The following is a 17,950-nucleotide window of genomic DNA, read 5'->3' as shown; positions in this document are numbered from 1 at the left end:
TTATGAAAGTAGGAATCTAATGAATTTACAAGAGGAATTACTAAATAAACTTAAAGAAGATGAAACAGAAATCATTCGCATCCGACGACATTTACATGAATACCCCGAGATATCTTTCCACGAAAAAGAAACCGCAACATATATTAAAAAATACTATCAGCAATTAGGATGTCCAATTCACGATTGCGGTGATGGATATGGTTTTTACATCGACATAGATAGTAATACTGCGGGACCTCATTTAGCGTTGAGAGCTGACTTTGATGCCTTAGCTGTACAAGAAAACAACAATCTTTCGTTTAAATCTAAACACCCCGGGGTGATGCATGCTTGTGGTCATGACGGTCATACTGCATACTTGATGGTTTTAGCTAAGAACTTATGGCAAATAAAAGATAAATTGCGTGGTAAAATCAGAATTATTCATCAACCAGCTGAAGAAATATCACCGGGTGGAGCAATTTCGATGCTCAAGGATGGTGTTTTAGATGGTATTGATCAAATAATCGGCTTACATTTAATGTCATCAATGCCGACCAGCATGATTGGTATCCACAAAGGAGAAACTCAAACTGGACGAGCTAGTTTTGAAATCAAATTAACAGGCAAAGGTGGACATGCTTCTATGCCACATCTGTCTAACGATGCAATCGTTGCTGGTGCTTATTTAGTTACTATGTTACAAACAATAGTTTCCAGAAGAATTAATCCTTTTGATACAGCTAGTGTTACCATTGGCTCTTTTGAAGGTGTAGGTTCATTTAATGCTATTAAAGAAAATGTTACCTTAAAAGGTGATGTCCGCATAATGAAGGAAAGCACGAGAAAATTAGTTAAAAGTCAAATTTTTCAATTAGTTAATGGCTTACAAACCAGTTTTAATATTAAAGCAAGTATCAACTATGATGATAACTATCCTGTTTTAATCAATAATGAGCAATTGGCTAATGAAGCAATAACTGCTTTAACTAAAGCCAAGCTACCTGAAGTATCTACTGTAATGGATCCTGGTCCACAAGATCCTTCTGAAGACTTCTCATACTTTTCTCAAAACATCCCAGGACTTTTTTTCTATGTTGGTTGTATGGCAGCAGATCAAACGAATCACCCACATCACAGTCCTGACTTTTATGTTAATGAAAACTCATTACTAATTGCTGCCAAAGCTGCAGCTATCATTACTCTACACACCTTATTTAAATAAACATATTTTTGCAAAATAAAAGATCATCATTAAGCATTATAGCCTAATAAATGATCTTTTATTTTTTGATTAACTTACCAATATAAACTAACAGATAGATCAAAACTTCAATCATCGAAATAAAGAAAGTAACAGGCCAGTTAGTATAATAGCCTAAAGCTAACCCTAACCAAACGCCAATAAGAGCAATAGCTACCGCCCAAGCTAGCATGCTAAAAATAGTTTTACCCAAATATCTAGCTGTCGATGCTGGCAGTGTTAATAAAATAAACACCAACAAGGAGCCTACAACTTGTGAACCAATAGCAACAGACATCCCTAAAGCCATCAAAAAAATAGCACCTACTAAGGCTGTATTTAAATGATGACTAATAGCTCCAATATGATCAAATGAATCATAATTTAGTGGCGACATAATACATAAAATAACTAAAATCACAACCAATGAAAGGAGCACTAACTGAATTACACCAGATAAATCTACTCCAATAATTGAGCCAAACAAAATGTCAGTAGCATAACGACTATTAGCGTGTGAAATAGCTAAAAATAAAACGCCTAGGCCAATAAATAATGCTGATATTGCTGATATTGCTGACTCTTTTTGTTCACTACGCAGTGATAATTCACCGACACAAAACGAACCTAGCAAAGTAAAAAGTAACATTCCCCATAAAGGATTAATTCCTAAAAAAACTGCAAAAGCTGCTCCAGCAAAGCCAATTTCTGATAATGTATGAGCTAAAAAACTAAAGCCACGTGCAACAACATAGACGCCGACGACAGCACAAGTTATCGCAATAAAGCTACTAGCTAAATAAGCATATTGCATAAAATCATAACTTAACATTATTTATATCTCCTCTTCGGCAAAATCTTTCATTTGACCATGAATTAGGGTTTTATTATGAAAAATCAAATATTCATGCATATATTTTTTAGCTAACATAATATCATGGGTGGTAAATAATACTGTCATTTGATGTTTTTCATTCAAATGCTTGATCAGCAACATCAATTCTTCTTTAGCAGTTGGATCCAAACTAGCGGTAGCTTCATCTAGAATAATTAAATCTGGTCGATCTAATAATGCTTGAGCTAAATATGCTCGCTGACGTTGACCACCAGATGCGGCTCCCATACGTAGATGCTGGATCTGAGATAAATGTGTTTCTGCCAGTATACGGTTGATTTCTGCTTTATCTTTTTTTGATTTAAAAAGTGGCATATTTAATTCCACAAAGGCCCTAATTGATAAAGGATAATCAGCATCCAAATTACGAAATTGAGGTACATAAGCCACCTTAATTTTGGGACTATATTGAAAATCACCACTAGTTGCAGGTAACATCCCCATCAAAATTTTAATTAAAGTAGTTTTACCAGTACCATTTGAACCTAGTAAGGCAGTGGTTGAGCCTTTTTGCAATGTAAAACTAACTCGATCAAAAATAAGTCGATCCTCAAATTTCATCATCAAATTATTGACTTGTAAAATTGTACACATTTACCTCTATTTCCTCATCCATCTATCTGGTTAACAAATCAAGTATTTTATATTGAACTGCTGATTCATCACATGAACCAATAATATGCTTAGCAGCTTTTTTGGCTTCTGGTAAAGCTGTTCCCATAGCAAAGCTATGTCCTACATACTCTAACATCCCTACATCATTACCACTATCACCAAACGCAACCATTTCTGAAGATTTGATACCTAGCTTATATGATAAATATTTCAAGCCCACAGCCTTATTCATACCAGGTGTTGACATATCAATTGTATTGGCCGACCCTGCAACAAAACCAATTTCAGGATAGCGATAACGTAAATCTTTGATAATTGTAGGCATTAACTCTGGTGGTACAACAATACTTACCTTGAAAATACGATCGTCAACTTCTTCATAATTATCAATTTGCTTAAGATTTTTGTAGTACTTATAATTTTCCAAATAAAATTCCTGACCGGATTTTTTCAAAATATAAGCTCCAGTAACTCCCGAAACAATGCTAGGATAAGACATTTCATCTACAATATTAAGCATTAAATGATAAATATCATCTGGGATATCAACAATACGCAAAATTTGCTTTCCTTGTGCAATCATTGCTCCATTTTCTGCGACAAAATAAATCTTATCCACATGATTAGGAAACCTAGTTAACAAATTAGCATGTTGATTTCCACTTGCGACGACAAATTTAATATTTTGCTCCTGCATCAAATCAAAGATCCGAACAAACATTGCTTCATCATATGTTTTATCTTCTCTTAACCATGTTCCATCCATATCAGTTGCTATCAATTTAATCATATAAACTATCCTTCTTTCTTTCAATGAGGATCAAATCGCTCAAGAGTTGTGCCAAATATCCCAAAATATCTCCTTTTACTATAACATAGATGAACTAAAAAAGAACGTGTCTTTTCTTACACGCTCTTGTCTTTTATAGCCCTATTTAGAATTTAATTTAATAATATGGTTGACAATAGATTCTGCAATCTCTTGCTTATTCATGCGTGGTAATTTAACATCTGGATCATCTTTAGTAATAATTGTTACTTCATTCAGATCAGATCCAAACACATCCTGACTAACATCATTAGCAATTATCATATCTGCCCCTTTGTTACTTAATTTAGTGTGAGCATTGGCTAATAAATTGTTAGTTTCTGCTGCAAAACCTACCACGACTTGCTTGGCTTTTTTGCTTTGAGCCAGTGTATATAAAATATCTGGATTTTTTACCAACTCTAATTGATAAGAATCATTGCCAGTAACTTTTTTGATTTTTTGTGGGCAATAATTTTTAGGTCGAAAATCAGCCACTGCCGCAGTCATTACTAAAATATCAGCATCACTAAATTCATGCTCCGCTACTGTTAACATTTCTTGAGCACTTGCTACATGAATAGTTGTTAATCTGGCAAATGGCACAATATTCACACTAACTTTGCCATAAATCAATGTAACATCAGCTCCTCTTTGCAAAAAAGCTTGAACCATTGCCCAACCCATTTTCCCACTAGAAAAATTAGAAATATAGCGAACTGGATCAATTTTTTCAAGGGTTGCTCCAGCAGTAATAACTACCTTTTTTCCGACTAAAGAACTATCGCAGTGCAAATTAGCATTAACAAATTGTACTATTTTGTCTGGTTCTGGCAAGCGACCTTGAGCTTGGTATCCCTCAGCCAAATATCCAGTTTCTGGCGTCATAACCTGCATTCCATCGTCAATTAATTGCTTAATATTACGTTGCAATGCAGCATTATGCCACATTTTATTATTCATAGCTGGAACTACTATAATTGGTTTATCTGTTGCTATCAAAGCAGTTGTCACTGCATCATCTGCTATGCCATTGGCTAATTTAGCAATTATATTAGCCGTAGCAGGAACAACCAACGCCAAATCGCACCATTGAGCTAATTCTAAATGTCCAATCTCAGTTTGATGATCATTATCCCATAAATCTGTTAAAACAGTAGTATGCGTTAAAGCGGCAAAAGTTTGAACACCTACGAATTTTTGGGCATTAGCTGTCATCCCCACTCTAACTTCATGGCCTTGTTTCTGCAGCTCTCTTAAAACTAAAATCGATTTATATGCTGCAATACCACCACTAATATAAATTGCTATTTTTGACATTTAATTTACCTATCCATTTACTCAATATACTAGTTAAATTTTAGCTTAACCAATATTAAATACAATATCAAAAAACAACATAAGTCAATTAATTAGACTTATGTTGTTTTGATTAGTAATTATTAATTTTCACTACCTGTAGATTGTGCTTGAGCATAAACTGATTTTTCTTTGGAATCAGATTCATTTTCTTTTTCAGGCAGATTTTCTGCAGGAATATCTGCCTTAGGTTCCATTTTACGATAAATTGGCATACCAGTACCTGCTGGTACAATCTTACCAATAATAACATTTTCTTTAAGTCCAAGAAGTGGATCAGATTTACCTCTAATTGAAGCATCTGTAAGCACACGTGTCGTTTCCTGGAATGAAGCTGCAGACAAGAAACTATTAGTTTCCAAAGCGGCCTTAGTAATTCCAAGCATTACACTTTGAGCTGTAGCAGGAATACCACCAGAAATAATAACATCTTTATTACGTGCCTTAAATTCACCGATATCCATCAATTCACCAGGTAAAATATCAGTTTCACCTGGATCCAAAATGCGAACCTTTTGCAACATTTGACGAGCCATTACTTCCACGTGCTTATCTGCAATCTCAACACCCTGCATTCTATAAGCTTTTTGAATTTCACTCAAGATATATTTCTCTGTAGTTAAAGCATCACGAACACGGATTAATTCCTTTGGATCAATAGAACCTAAAGTTAATTTTTGTCCACGTTCTACTTGATCTCCTTCAGCTACCGCTACTGATGCAGTATATGGTACAGAGTAAGTTCTAGTATCAGTTTGACCCTTAACAGTAATCTCGCGTGTATGTTCAGCAGGATCTTCTTCAATACTTGTAACTTCACCAGTTACTTCTGAGATTGTCGCACGTCCCTTAGGATTACGTGCTTCAAATAGCTCTTGTACACGAGGTAAACCCTGAGTAATATCGTTAGCACCGGCAACACCACCGTTGTGGAAGTTACGCATAGTCAACTGAGTTCCTGGCTCACCAATAGATTGAGCAGCAACAGTACCTACGGCTTCACCTACTTCAACATCTTCACCTGTAGCTAAGTTCATACCATAACATTTTTGACAAACACCATGTTGTGTGTTGCACGTAAATACAGAACGAATAGTAACTGAAGTTACACCAGCATCAACTATCTTTTGTGCCATATCTTCGTCCATCATTACATTAGCTGGGCAAATTGTTTCACCAGTTGTAGGATCAATTACACTCTTAGAAGTATATCTACCTACCAAACGATCAAACAATGGTTCGATCATTTCGTCACCTTCAGTAATTGCAGAAACAGTAATGCCACGATCAGTATTACAATCTTCTTCTCTGATGATAACATCTTGAGCCACATCAACCAAACGACGAGTTAAATAACCAGAGTTGGCAGTCTTAAGAGCAGTATCGGTCATTCCCTTACGAGCTCCGTGAGTTGACATGAACATTTCCAACACTGTCAATCCTTCACGGAAGTTAGAAGTAACAGGAATTTCCATCATACCACCGTTAGGTGCGGCCATCAAACCACGCATACCAGCTAACTGAGTAAAGTTAGAAATATTACCACGAGCTCCAGAGTCTGACATGACAGAAATAGGATTGCGTGGATCAAACAATCCAGCAAGTTCATTTTGAATGGTATCTTTACAATTATTCCAAATACTAATTACACGATCATGACGTTCTTCATCAGTAATTAAACCACGACGGTATTGTTTAGAAATGACATCAACTTTTTGACGATTTTCACGTACAATATCATCTTTATCTTTCAAAGTAGGAATATCTTCAACACCAATCGTTAACCCTGAAGTAGTACATACGGTATAACCTAATTCTTTCAAATCGTCCAAATAATCGGATGTTCTTTGAACACGATATAATTTATAAATTTGGGCAATAGAATCAGCCAAGAATCCCTTCTTAAATGCCTTACCTAAAGGTAATGAATCTAACTTATCGTGAATATTTTCACCTGGTTTAAGGAAATATTTTTCAGCTAATGGGCTAGTCAAATTCTCTTGAGTTGGTTCATTGACGTAGAAGAAATCCTTAGGGAACAAAGCATTAAAGACTAATTTACCATAAGTTGTTACAAAAATACCATGTTCATAGCCTTCAGGCCACTTCTTTTCAGGCATTGAATCAGCAGCCATTCCGATTCGAGTATGATAGTGAATATCACCATTTTCATAAGCAATTGTTGCTTCTTCTGGTGAATTAAAGATCATACCTTCACCTTCACGTCCACGCTCAGTTTGAGTCAACCAATAATTTCCTAAAACGATATCCTGAGATGGCGTTACGATTGGCTTACCATCTTTTGGAGCCAAGATATGGTGAGCAGCTAACATTAATAATCGTGACTCTGCAACAGCTTCATCAGACAATGGTAAGTGAATAGCCATCTGGTCACCATCGAAGTCAGCATTATATGCTTCACAAGCTAGCGGATGTAATCTAATAGATTTACCAGCAACTAATACTGGCTCAAAAGCTTGAATACCTAAACGGTGTAAAGTAGGGGCACGGTTCAAAAGAACTGGTCTTTCTTTAATTACATACTCAAGAATGTCCCAGATATCATCATCTTCACGATCTATCTTGCGTTTAGCATTTTTAATATTGGATGCTAATCCACGCTTAACTAGTTCATGCATCACAAAAGGCTTAAATAACTCTAATGCCATTGGACGGGGAACACCACATTGATAGAATTTCAATTTAGGTGATACATCAATAACTGAACGTCCTGAATAGTCAACACGTTTTCCAAGTAAGTTTTGACGGAAACGTCCTGGCTTTCCTTTCAACATATGTGAAAGTGATTTAAGAGGACGATTGCCAGGGCCGGCTACAGGACGACCACGACGCCCATTATCAATTAAAGCATCTACTGCTTCTTGCAACATTCTCTTTTCATTTTGAACAATAATACGTGGTGCATTAAGATCAAGTAATCTCTTTAAACGATTATTTCTATTAATCACACGTCTATATAAATCATTTAAATCAGAAGTTGCAAAACGTCCACCGTCTAATTGAACCATTGGACGAAGATCTGGCGGAATAACTGGAATACAATCCATAATCATCCATTCAGGCTTATTACCAGAATTACAAAATGCTTCCAGAATATCTAAACGTCTAATGGCACGCATTCTTTTTTGACCAGTAGCAGTTTTTAATTCTTCTTTTAGTTTTTTAGCTTCTTCTTGAATATCAACTTGCTTTAACAGGTCTTGAATAGCTTCTGCACCCATTTTAGCTTGGAATCTATCGCCATATTTAGCTTTATTTTCACGATATTCAGCATCAGTTAAAAGTTGCTTAAATTCCAACTCCGTATCGCCTGGATCGATAACGATATAAGCAGCAAAGTAAATTACTTCTTCCAAGGCTCTTGGTGAAATATCAAGAATCAAGCCCATTCGTGATGGAATGCCCTTGAAGAACCAAATATGAGAAACAGGAGCGGCTAATTCGATATGCCCCATTCTCTCTCTTCTAACTTTAGCAGAAGTTACTTCAACACCACAACGGTCACAAACTATGCCACGATAACGAACACCCTTATATTTGCCACAACTACATGTCCAGTCTTTTGTAGGGCCAAAGATACGCTCGTCAAATAATCCATCTCTTTCAGGTTTCAAAGTACGATAATTAATTGTTTCAGGTTTCTTTACTTCACCATAAGACCAACTTCTAATCTTATTAGGTGAGGCTAAATTTACCTGCATACTTTCAAACTTATTTACATCGATCAAAAGTTTATCCTCCTATAATTAATCGGAAACTTCATCATTAGAAGTTGGGAACTCTAAATCATCAAAATCCTCTTCTTCTTCATCGGACTCATCAAAATTAGATTGTTCATCAACTTGATCTGTTTCTTCGGCTTCTTGCTCTTCCGCTTCTTCAGCCAATTTTTTCTTTTCTTGTTGTTCAGCTAATTTAGAAAGGCTATCAATATTGAGATGTTCATCAGAATCATCATCCATATCGCGAAGCTCAATCTCATTTTTATCGCTATCAAGCACTTTGATATCCAATCCTAGAGATTGTAATTCTTTAACTAAAACTCTAAATGATTCTGGAACACCAGGCTTAGGTATCTTTTCACCCTTAACAATAGCTTCATATGCCTTAACACGTCCTACCACATCATCTGACTTATAAGTCAAAATTTCTTGCAAGGTGTAAGCAGCACCGTAAGCTTCCAATGCCCAAACTTCCATTTCACCAAAACGCTGTCCACCAAATTGAGCTTTACCACCCAAAGGCTGTTGTGTAACTAATGAGTAAGGCCCAATTGAACGAGCATGTAACTTGTCATCTACCATGTGAGTAAGCTTCAAGTAGTACATAACACCAACAGATACTCTATTATGGAATGGTTCACCTGTTCGACCATCATAAAGAACAGTTTTACCATCTTTACCTAAACCAGCTTCACGAACCATATTCCACATATCTTCTTCAGAAGCTCCATCAAACACAGGAGTGGCAACATGTACACCTAAATGCTTAGAGGCAATACCTAAATGCATTTCCAAAACCTGTCCAATGTTCATACGTGAAGGCACACCCATTGGGTTCAAGCAAATATCTACTGGACGTCCATCTGGTAAATATGGCATATCTTCTTCAGGACAAACCAAAGCAATCGTACCTTTATTACCATGACGACCTGACATCTTATCACCGACTTGTATCTTACGTTTTTGGACAATATAAACTCTTACCATCTTGTTAACGCCAGGTGCAAGTTCATCACCAGCTTCACGTGAAAAGACACGCACATTTTGGATAATTCCGCCACCACCGTGAGGTACACGTAAGGAAGTATCACGTACTTCACGAGCTTTTTCACCAAAAATTGCATGCAATAATTTTTCTTCTGCAGATAAGTCTGTCACACCTTTTGGTGTTACTTTACCAACTAAAATATCACCATCTTGTACTTCGGCACCGACACGAACTATACCATCTTCATCAAGATCCTTTAAAGCATCCTCACCTACGTTAGGAATTTCTCGAGTTATTTCTTCAGGTCCTAACTTAGTATCACGTGATTCTGATTCATAATCTTCAATATGAATAGAAGTATAGACATCATCTTTAACCATTCGCTCAGAAATCATAACAGCATCTTCATAGTTGTACATATTCCAAGTAGCAAAAGCAATGATTGGATTTTGTCCTAATGCTAACTCACCATTTTCCATGGCTGGTCCATCAGCAATAACTTCACCTTCGACAACTTTCTCACCGCAATGAACATTAGGTGTCTGATTATAGTTTTTAGTAGCATTTGAACGACGATATTTTTCAAGAACATATTCATCCAACGTCTTGTCATCACGTCTAACTTTAATCACATTTGCATCTACATATTCAACAACACCAGCAGCTTTAGCTAAAATCGCATCACCGGAGTCATGAGCAGCACGATATTCCATTCCTGTACCAACTAATGGCGAATGTGGATTAATCAAAGGTACAGCTTGACGTTGGTGGTTAGCACCCATCAAAGCACGGTTTGAGTCATCATTTTCCAAGAAAGGTATACATGCTGAAGTAACTGAAACAACCTGCTTAGGAATAACGTCCATGTAGTCTAACTTATCGGGTGAAACTTCCAGATTTTCTTCCTTATGTCTAGCTAAAACTATTTTTTCCTTAAAGGAACCATCTTCATTCAAAGGAGCATTGGCACTGGCAATAATATAGTTATCTTCAACATCAGCAGTTAAATAATCGATCTTGTCAGTAACTTTATGTGTTTCCCATGAAATACGACGATATGGTGTTTCAATAAAGCCATATTTGTTAACTACAGCATAAGTAGCCATTGAGTTAATCAATCCAATGTTAGGACCTTCAGGAGTTTCAATTGGACATAAACGACCATAATGAGTATAGTGCACGTCACGAACTTCATATCCCGCACGATCACGTGACAATCCACCAGGTCCCAAAGCAGACATACGTCTCTTATGTGTTAACTCACCTAAAGGGTTATTTTGATCCATAAATTGTGATAATTGTGAAGAACCAAAGAATTCCTTAACAGAGGCAACGACTGGTCTAATATTAATCAATTGTTGTGGTGTTACGGTTGCGATATCTTGAATCGACATTCTTTCACGGACAACACGTTCCATTCTTGCTAAACCAATTCTAAATTGATTTTGCAACAACTCACCTACACGACGAATACGACGATTACCTAAATGATCAATATCGTCAATAGAGCCTAATCCATCTTGTAAAGCAAAGAAATAGTTAATCGAACTTAGGACATCTGCTGGAGTGATATGTTTAACATCCTCGCCAATATGACCATTAGAAATCAATTTTACGACACGCTCGGGATCAACTTTTGAAAATACCTTAATTTCCTGAACAGTAATTGGATCAGGTAAAACAGCTTCTTCTGATGGTTGATAAGTTACAGTCTTGAAGTCATCACGATCAAGATATTTTTCCAACTTATCCATCAATTCATGAGTAACTACCGTACCCTTTTTAGCAATAATTTCACCTGTATCAGGATCTGCTAAAGTTTCTGCTAAGGTTTGACGCAAAAGACGGTTCTTTAGTGATAATTTTTTATTAATCTTGTATCGACCTACAGGTGCTAAATCATATCTCTTTGGATCAAAGAAACGAGCATATAACAATGATCTTGATGAATCAGTTGTCTTAGGTTCACCTGGACGTAAACGTTCATAAATATCCTTCAATGATTCAGCAACACGGGTATCTGCAGGATTTTTGTGCATATCTTTTTCTAAAGTGAATGATAGACTATCTGATTTGCCAAAGAAATCCTGAATATCACTGTCTGATTCTAGTCCTAAAGCACGAACCAAGACAGTCATAGGTAACTTTCTGGTACGATCAATACGAACATAAGCTAAATTCTTAGCATCAGTTTCGTATTCTAACCATGCACCACGGTTTGGAATTACAGTTGTACCATAAATAGGACGCCCATTCTTATCATAATCACAGTGGTAATAGACACCTGGTGATCTAACTAACTGCGAAACAATAACACGTTCAGCACCATTGATAACGAAAGTACCAGAATCCGTCATTAATGGAAAATCGCCAAAGAACACATCTTGCGTTTTAATTTCACCAGTTTCGTGGTTAGTTAAACGCAGTGTAACGTGTAATGGTGCAGAATAATTAGCATCATGATCACGAGCTTCTTCTAGTGTATATTTTGGTTTTAATAATTTATAATCAACAAACTCTAAAGATAATTTTCCTGAGAAGTCAGAGATAGGCATAATATCATCAAACATCTCACGAATACCTTCTTTAAGAAACCATTTGTACGATTCGGTTTGTACATCAGTCAAATTTGGAAGTTTAACTACTTCTTTAATACGTGAAAAACTTCTTCTTGTCCGATGACTACCATAGTTAACAGCATGTCCTAGCAAAGAAAACATCCTTTCTTTTGAAAAAGACTAAATATTACAATTATGTTACATTTTAGCAAAAGTTCTAAATTAGGCACAAAAAAACAAAAACAACCTCTCTCGTTGTTTTTGTTTTATTATTTTGCTGGACAATAGATCAGCAAAATCCTGAATTTCAGACTTTTAAACGTAGTTATTATACTCTAGATTTTAAAAAATGTCAAAATTAATATTACTTATTGTCACTAATTGCAAAAGTTAATTTGCTATTTTTAGCTGACAACTTTAAAATTTGGTGTTCATGTAATTCACCACTAATTAAATATTTTGCCACAACATCTTCAACTTCATGTTGGATAGCTCGACGTAAAGGACGAGCTCCCATTTCAGGATCAAAGCCATCCTTAGCTAAAATATCCATTGCTCCTGTAGTAATCTTCATCGCAATTTTCTTTTCTTGTAGACGTTGCACTAATTGGTTAATCATTAACACTACAATTTGTCTAATTTGCTTTTTATCTAAGCTTTCGAACACTACTTGCTCATCAATTCGATTCAAAAATTCTGGTCTAAAGAAATTCTTCGTAGCAGCAGATACTTTTTCTTTAATAACACCATTGATATCTTGATTGCTAGTAGCAAAGCCAACAGTCTTATCGTCTTTAAGAGAGCGGGATCCTAAATTAGACGTCATAATAATAATTGTATTTCTAAAATCAATCTTGCGACCCTTAGAGTCGGTCAAAAAGCCTTCATCTAAAACCTGCAATAAAATGTTAAAAATATCGGGATGAGCTTTTTCAACTTCGTCTAACAGAATTACAGAATAAGGGTTACGTCTTACTTTCTCTGCTAATTGACCGCCAGCTTCATATCCAACATAACCAGGAGCAGAACCAATTAACTTAGTAACCGCAACCTTATCCATATATTCAGACATATCAACCCGAATAATATTTTTTTCTGAGCCAAATACCGCATCAGCTAAGGCCTTAGCTAATTCTGTCTTACCTACACCCGTAGGTCCCAAAAATAGGAAAGAACCAATAGGTCGATTAAGATCTTTGATGCCACTGCGACTACGCCTAATAGCCCTACTTACTGCTTCTACAGCTAAATTCTGGCCAATAACACGTTGATGCAAAATACTTTCTAATTTAGCTAATCGCTTGCTTTCTTGACGTTGCATCTTCGTTACAGGAACACCAGTCAATTCAGAGACCACTTTTTCTACCTGATCTACAGTAACTAATGGTCGTTTAGGTTTGCTTGTATCCTTTTGTTGCAACATTTTTTGTAACTTGGCCTTAAGTTGCAATTCCTGACGATATAATTGTCCAGCCTTAGCAATATCTTGTGCAATGACTGCATTTTGTTTTTGTTCTGCAAGATCGGCAATTTGTACTTTTAACTCTCCAGAGCTGTCTTTTTCAGTTGCATTATGCTTAATTTTTACAGCGGAACATGCTTCATCCATTACATCAATAGCTTTATCTGGTAAAAAACGGTTAGAAATATATCGAACAGATAAATCAACTGCTTCTTTTAAGGCATCAGCTTCAATATTAACATTATGAAATTCTTCGTACTTACTCTTTAAGCCCTGTAGAATACCTAAAGTTTCTTTAGCAGTTGGCTCACCAACTTTAATCCGTTGAAAACGACGAGCCAAAGCAGGATCCTTTTCCAAATACTTTTGATATTCGTCAAAAGTAGTAGCACCTATCACTTGAATTTCTCCCCGAGAAAGAAAAGGTTTTAAAATATTAGAAGCATTGATAGCACCTTCTGCTCCACCAGCTCCAACTAAGGTATGTATTTCATCAATAAATAAAATAATTGAGCCATCTCTTCTAACTTCATTAATAATCGTTTTCATTTTAGTCTCAAAATCGCCACGATACTTAGTGCCTGCTACTAATGATGCCAAATCTAACGATAAAATTCGTTTGTTCAATAAATTAACAGGAACCTCTTTATTAACGATAGCTAAAGCTAAACCTTGAGCAATAGATGTTTTTCCAACACCTGGATCACCAACCAACATAGGGTTATTTTTAACTCGGCGAGAAATTACTTGGATCACTCGTTTCAATTCTTTAGTGCGACCAATTAAAGGATCAATCATCCCTCTTAAGGCTTGCCTAGTTAAATCAACAGAAACTTTTGCCAAAGCAGGAGTACTAGAATGTTTTTTACTATTAACAGAATTAGCTTTACTAATTGTATATCGCAAAACTTTCAATAACTCTTTGATATCAATTCCACAGTTATCAGACAAAATCAAACGCGATGTAAGCTCTTTTTCTTTAATTAAAGCCATCAACAAGATATTAGTTGTAATAGTATCCTGTTTTAAAACAAGTGCCAATCTTTGGGCACATTGCAAAACTTTCTTGAGACGTGGTGAAAAAATACAATATTCTTCTGTAACAACCGTTTCACCATATCCGCTATAAAATTCGTTGATAATATTTTCAACTCTAGACTCTGTAACTTTATATTTTTTCAGTGTTTGATATGCACTACATTCTTCCATTGTGGAAATCGCTAATAATACATGTTCAGTACTAATTACTGCATGTTTAAGCATTGTTGCTTTTTGCTGAGCAATATCTAAGACTTTCTTTGCATTTTCACTATAAGGAATATTCATTATACACCACCATTTTATTAGTTAATCTTATGCTAACTATTATAACTAAATTTAAGTCAATTAAAAAATTTGGTAACTTATGCTATTGTAGCTTTCTTTCTGCTGTATATTTCTTTAATCGTTCCATTGCGATTTTTATATCATCTAACGATATTGCATAAGAAAAGCGTAAATAATGTTCACCACCCTTGCCAAAATAGGAACCTGGTGCAACAGCAATTTTAGCATTATTAATCAAATCATAAGCAAGTTTTTCATCATCTTGTTCTAAAAATTCTGGTGCTTTAGCAAATACATAAAATGCTCCTTGAGGAAATGGATGTTCCCATCCCATTTTAGCTAAAGCATCACAAATATAATCACGTCTCTCAATATAGGCTTTTTTCATTGGCAAGCAATCATCTTGACCATTGACTAAAGCTTCTATAGCAGCATCTTGGACAAATGTTACTGTATCAGTAAGAGCAAAACAATGCACCTTGAAAATTTGAGCACTGATTTCCCTTGGTGCACAAATATAACCTATTCGCCAACCAGTCATACAATAAGTTTTCGAAAATCCATTAAACATAATTGTCTGTTCAGGTAACGCTTTAGCTATCGAACCAATTTCATCCTCATACCACAAGCAATTATAAATCTCATCTGAAATAACAAAAATATTTTTGCCACGAATGACATCAGCTAAGGCATCCAATTCAGCTTGATTCATAGCCACACCCGTAGGATTAGAAGGATTAACCATAATTAATCCCTTCACCCGATCGCCATATTTATCCAGATATTTTTGTAAGAGTTGGGGTGTCAATTTAAAATTATCTTTGGAAATATCTATTTCAACTATTTCTGCTCCTGCTATCGCAACATCTGCTACATACATTGGAAATCCAGGTGTCGGTAATAAAAAGATATCTCCGGGATTTGCTAATGCCATAATCGTAGCATAGCATCCCTCAGTAACTCCATTAGTAACAATAATTTCATCTTTTGGATCATAATGCAAGCCAAGTTTTTGTTCAACATCGGCACTAATTGCGTTTAACAAAGCTGGTATACCCCTTTGCGGTGCATATCTAGTATGATTGTTAATAATTGCTTCAATTGCTGCCAACTTAATATGATCAGGAGTATTAAAGTCTGGCTCTCCTAATGTCAATTGGATAACATCAGGAAATTTTAAGGCATATTGAGAAAAATTGAAAAGTTTAAACTTAGGAATCTGATTAAGAGTTGAATGGACATTTTCTGATAACTTTGACATAATTTTACCTCATCTACTATCTAAAATAACATGATATTATTAAAACATAAACACGGGCTAATGCAAATATAAATAAAAAACTTTAGAACTAATCCCAAAGTTTTTATAGAAATTATATTAATTGATTTCAAAAATATTATGTATTTTTTTAGATAAAGCAAAATAAAGAGAAAGTGAAACAATGGCACCAATTAATGCCTGCAAAATATTTGTACCAATACCTAACCAGCCCGCCTTCAATGAGTAAAGATAACTATCAGCTACAACATAACCAGCAATCATAACTACACTACCAAGAAATAGAGCTAAGTATTTACTCCAAGTACGATTTTTGAGTTTAAAATAAATAAAACCAATAACTAATCCCTCTAATCCATGAGCAATTAAAGAAAAAATGGCAAATTGCGCATAACCAGATATCAAATCCAATAACATCCCACTTATTCCACCCACTAATGCACCATAAAATGGACCTAAAATTAAGCTAGCCAGCATAATACCAGCATCACACAAATTAATATTGCCTCTTGTCCAAAAAATAGGGATTAAGAAACATCTACCTAAAACTACTGACATAGCAATCATCAAAGCAGTAAAAACATTCAACTTTATTCTTTTACTTTTCATCTATTTCATTTCCTTCAATATCTAATAAATATTCTTGCATTCTTGTCATTTTCAATCCATATAACAACTCATGATCTGTAAGTTGTGCACTATCTTTTACTGCTAGTTCCAGAGCATTAATAGCAATTTTTACTGCTTTTTCTGTTGACATTTTTTTAGCTAAACATGCACTAACAATTGCTGTAAATATATCACCAGTACCGTAAAAATGTCTAGCAATCGACTCCACAGACCATAGCATCGGAGAAGCAATATTTAGTTTATTAACATAAACTACTGCTAATTTATTTGCCAAAGGGACACCCGTAATAATAATCTCCGTTGAAGGAAATCGTTGCACTAACTTATCAACAAGTTGATCTAACTTACTTTGGTTAAGAGAATCATTTGCATAATCAACTTGGGCAAGCATACATGCTTCAGTAAAATTAGGCACAATCACATCAGCATATTGACACAAAGTGCTAATCATAGATGGATAAGTAAGCGGCAAATTAGGATATAAGCTTCCCTGATCTGCCATTGCTGGATCCACTACTAATTTTTTCTTTCTAATGAGTGGCAAAAAAGAAAGGATATTTTGAACACCTGATATACAACCAATATAGCCGATCATCATCGTATCAAATTCTTGCTCTAAACTGTTCCAATGCTCAATAGCTTTATTTTGCCACTGTTCTAAAGTTAAACTTACCGGAGCTCCAAATCCTTCACTTTGTGTAGATAAAATAATAGTCGGCAACAATGCCGGCTTAACATTCATTATAGTAGCAACACTAATTGCACTAACCATCGAAATCTGACCTAAAGCAGATAAATCTTCAATTATAAGCATTTTCTGCATAAAATATACCTCTATCGGGAAAACAGGATTTGAACCTGCGACCTCTACGTCCCGAACGTAGCGCTCTACCAAGCTGAGCCATTTCCCGAACAAAAAGCCTCACAAAAATGTGAGGCTCCTATACAAAGCGGAAGACGGGATTCGAACCCGCGACCCCCACCATGGCAAGGTGATGTTCTACCACTGAACTACTTCCGCAGTACATAGATTATTATAACACATAATCTATGTAATACAACTAT

Annotated in this window: 11 protein-coding genes and 2 tRNA genes; 1 reads left to right on the top strand and 12 read right to left on the bottom strand. The window is 35.5% G+C overall.

Translation table 11 applies throughout. The annotated features are described in order from the left end of the window. Nucleotides 1–19: 19 nt before the first annotated feature. On the top strand, nt 20–1,204 hold the full coding sequence (locus HMPREF0520_RS03460; protein ID WP_006729530.1) for an amidohydrolase: 1,185 nt from the start codon (nt 20–22) through the stop codon (nt 1,202–1,204). Nucleotides 1,205–1,262: 58 nt separating this feature from the next. Here the strand turns inward: HMPREF0520_RS03460 and HMPREF0520_RS03455 are convergent, their stop codons facing one another. The 12 genes from HMPREF0520_RS03455 to HMPREF0520_RS03400 form a co-directional block, all read right to left on the bottom strand. Further along, the gene (locus HMPREF0520_RS03455) at nt 1,263–2,054 is read right to left on the bottom strand and encodes a metal ABC transporter permease (RefSeq protein WP_006729529.1); all 792 of its coding nucleotides are present in this window, start codon (nt 2,052–2,054) and stop codon (nt 1,263–1,265) included. Nucleotides 2,055–2,057: 3 nt separating this feature from the next. Then, complete coding sequence (locus HMPREF0520_RS03450) at nt 2,058–2,711, bottom strand: metal ABC transporter ATP-binding protein (protein ID WP_010221860.1); 654 nt, start codon at nt 2,709–2,711, stop codon at nt 2,058–2,060. A 22-nt stretch (nt 2,712–2,733) separates the two neighbouring features. Beyond that, on the bottom strand, nt 2,734–3,522 hold the full coding sequence (locus HMPREF0520_RS03445; protein ID WP_006729527.1) for a Cof-type HAD-IIB family hydrolase: 789 nt from the start codon (nt 3,520–3,522) through the stop codon (nt 2,734–2,736). 141 nt (nt 3,523–3,663) lie between these two features. Continuing rightward, a complete protein-coding gene (gene coaBC / locus HMPREF0520_RS03440; protein WP_006729526.1) occupies nt 3,664–4,860 on the bottom strand; it encodes a bifunctional phosphopantothenoylcysteine decarboxylase/phosphopantothenate--cysteine ligase CoaBC in 1,197 nt (398 codons plus the stop codon). 122 nt (nt 4,861–4,982) lie between these two features. Then, complete coding sequence (rpoC, locus tag HMPREF0520_RS03435; RefSeq protein ID WP_006731218.1) at nt 4,983–8,648, bottom strand: DNA-directed RNA polymerase subunit beta'; 3,666 nt, start codon at nt 8,646–8,648, stop codon at nt 4,983–4,985. A gap of 18 nt (nt 8,649–8,666) precedes the next feature. Beyond that, a complete protein-coding gene (gene rpoB / locus HMPREF0520_RS03430; RefSeq protein ID WP_006729524.1) occupies nt 8,667–12,350 on the bottom strand; it encodes a DNA-directed RNA polymerase subunit beta in 3,684 nt (1,227 codons plus the stop codon). A 202-nt stretch (nt 12,351–12,552) separates the two neighbouring features. Beyond that, on the bottom strand, nt 12,553–14,976 hold the full coding sequence (locus HMPREF0520_RS03425; protein WP_006729523.1) for an ATP-dependent Clp protease ATP-binding subunit: 2,424 nt from the start codon (nt 14,974–14,976) through the stop codon (nt 12,553–12,555). 82 nt (nt 14,977–15,058) lie between these two features. Continuing rightward, nucleotides 15,059–16,237, bottom strand: coding sequence for an aminotransferase class I/II-fold pyridoxal phosphate-dependent enzyme (locus HMPREF0520_RS03420; protein WP_006729522.1), 1,179 nt, complete (start codon nt 16,235–16,237; stop codon nt 15,059–15,061). Nucleotides 16,238–16,354: 117 nt separating this feature from the next. After that, nucleotides 16,355–16,864 carry an ECF transporter S component gene (locus tag HMPREF0520_RS03415; protein WP_006729521.1) on the bottom strand — a complete coding sequence of 170 codons (510 nt, stop codon included), beginning with the start codon at nt 16,862–16,864 and terminating at the stop codon, nt 16,355–16,357. After that, nucleotides 16,854–17,708: a bifunctional hydroxymethylpyrimidine kinase/phosphomethylpyrimidine kinase gene (locus HMPREF0520_RS03410; RefSeq protein ID WP_006729520.1), complete on the bottom strand. Its 855-nt coding sequence runs from the start codon at nt 17,706–17,708 to the stop codon at nt 16,854–16,856. The genes HMPREF0520_RS03415 and HMPREF0520_RS03410 overlap by 11 nt, the downstream gene beginning before the upstream one ends. A gap of 14 nt (nt 17,709–17,722) precedes the next feature. Next, nucleotides 17,723–17,796 (bottom strand) — tRNA-Pro (locus HMPREF0520_RS03405). Between the two features lie 38 nt (nt 17,797–17,834). Further along, nucleotides 17,835–17,906: transfer RNA gene (locus HMPREF0520_RS03400), tRNA-Gly, on the bottom strand. Between the last annotated feature and the right edge of the window lie 44 nt (nt 17,907–17,950).

This window comes from Lactobacillus iners DSM 13335 (genome assembly GCF_000160875.1).
GTDB lineage: Bacteria > Bacillota > Bacilli > Lactobacillales > Lactobacillaceae > Lactobacillus > Lactobacillus iners.
This window is presented reverse-complemented; position numbering and strand designations above follow the sequence as displayed.

Bases quoted from the DNA above. Each gene is read 5' to 3' on its own strand.
- HMPREF0520_RS03460 (WP_006729530.1), top strand. From the start codon at position 20: ATGAATTTACAAGAGGAATTACTAAATAAACTTAAAGAAGATGAAACA.
- coaBC (WP_006729526.1), bottom strand. From the start codon at position 4,860: ATGTCAAAAATAGCAATTTATATTAGTGGTGGTATTGCAGCATATAAA.
- HMPREF0520_RS03445 (WP_006729527.1), bottom strand. From the start codon at position 3,522: ATGATTAAATTGATAGCAACTGATATGGATGGAACATGGTTAAGAGAA.
- rpoB (WP_006729524.1), bottom strand. From the start codon at position 12,350: ATGTTTTCTTTGCTAGGACATGCTGTTAACTATGGTAGTCATCGGACA.
- HMPREF0520_RS03415 (WP_006729521.1), bottom strand. From the start codon at position 16,864: ATGAAAAGTAAAAGAATAAAGTTGAATGTTTTTACTGCTTTGATGATT.
- HMPREF0520_RS03455 (WP_006729529.1), bottom strand. From the start codon at position 2,054: ATGTTAAGTTATGATTTTATGCAATATGCTTATTTAGCTAGTAGCTTT.
- HMPREF0520_RS03425 (WP_006729523.1), bottom strand. From the start codon at position 14,976: ATGAATATTCCTTATAGTGAAAATGCAAAGAAAGTCTTAGATATTGCT.
- HMPREF0520_RS03420 (WP_006729522.1), bottom strand. From the start codon at position 16,237: ATGTCAAAGTTATCAGAAAATGTCCATTCAACTCTTAATCAGATTCCT.
- HMPREF0520_RS03450 (WP_010221860.1), bottom strand. From the start codon at position 2,711: ATGTGTACAATTTTACAAGTCAATAATTTGATGATGAAATTTGAGGAT.
- HMPREF0520_RS03410 (WP_006729520.1), bottom strand. From the start codon at position 17,708: ATGCAGAAAATGCTTATAATTGAAGATTTATCTGCTTTAGGTCAGATT.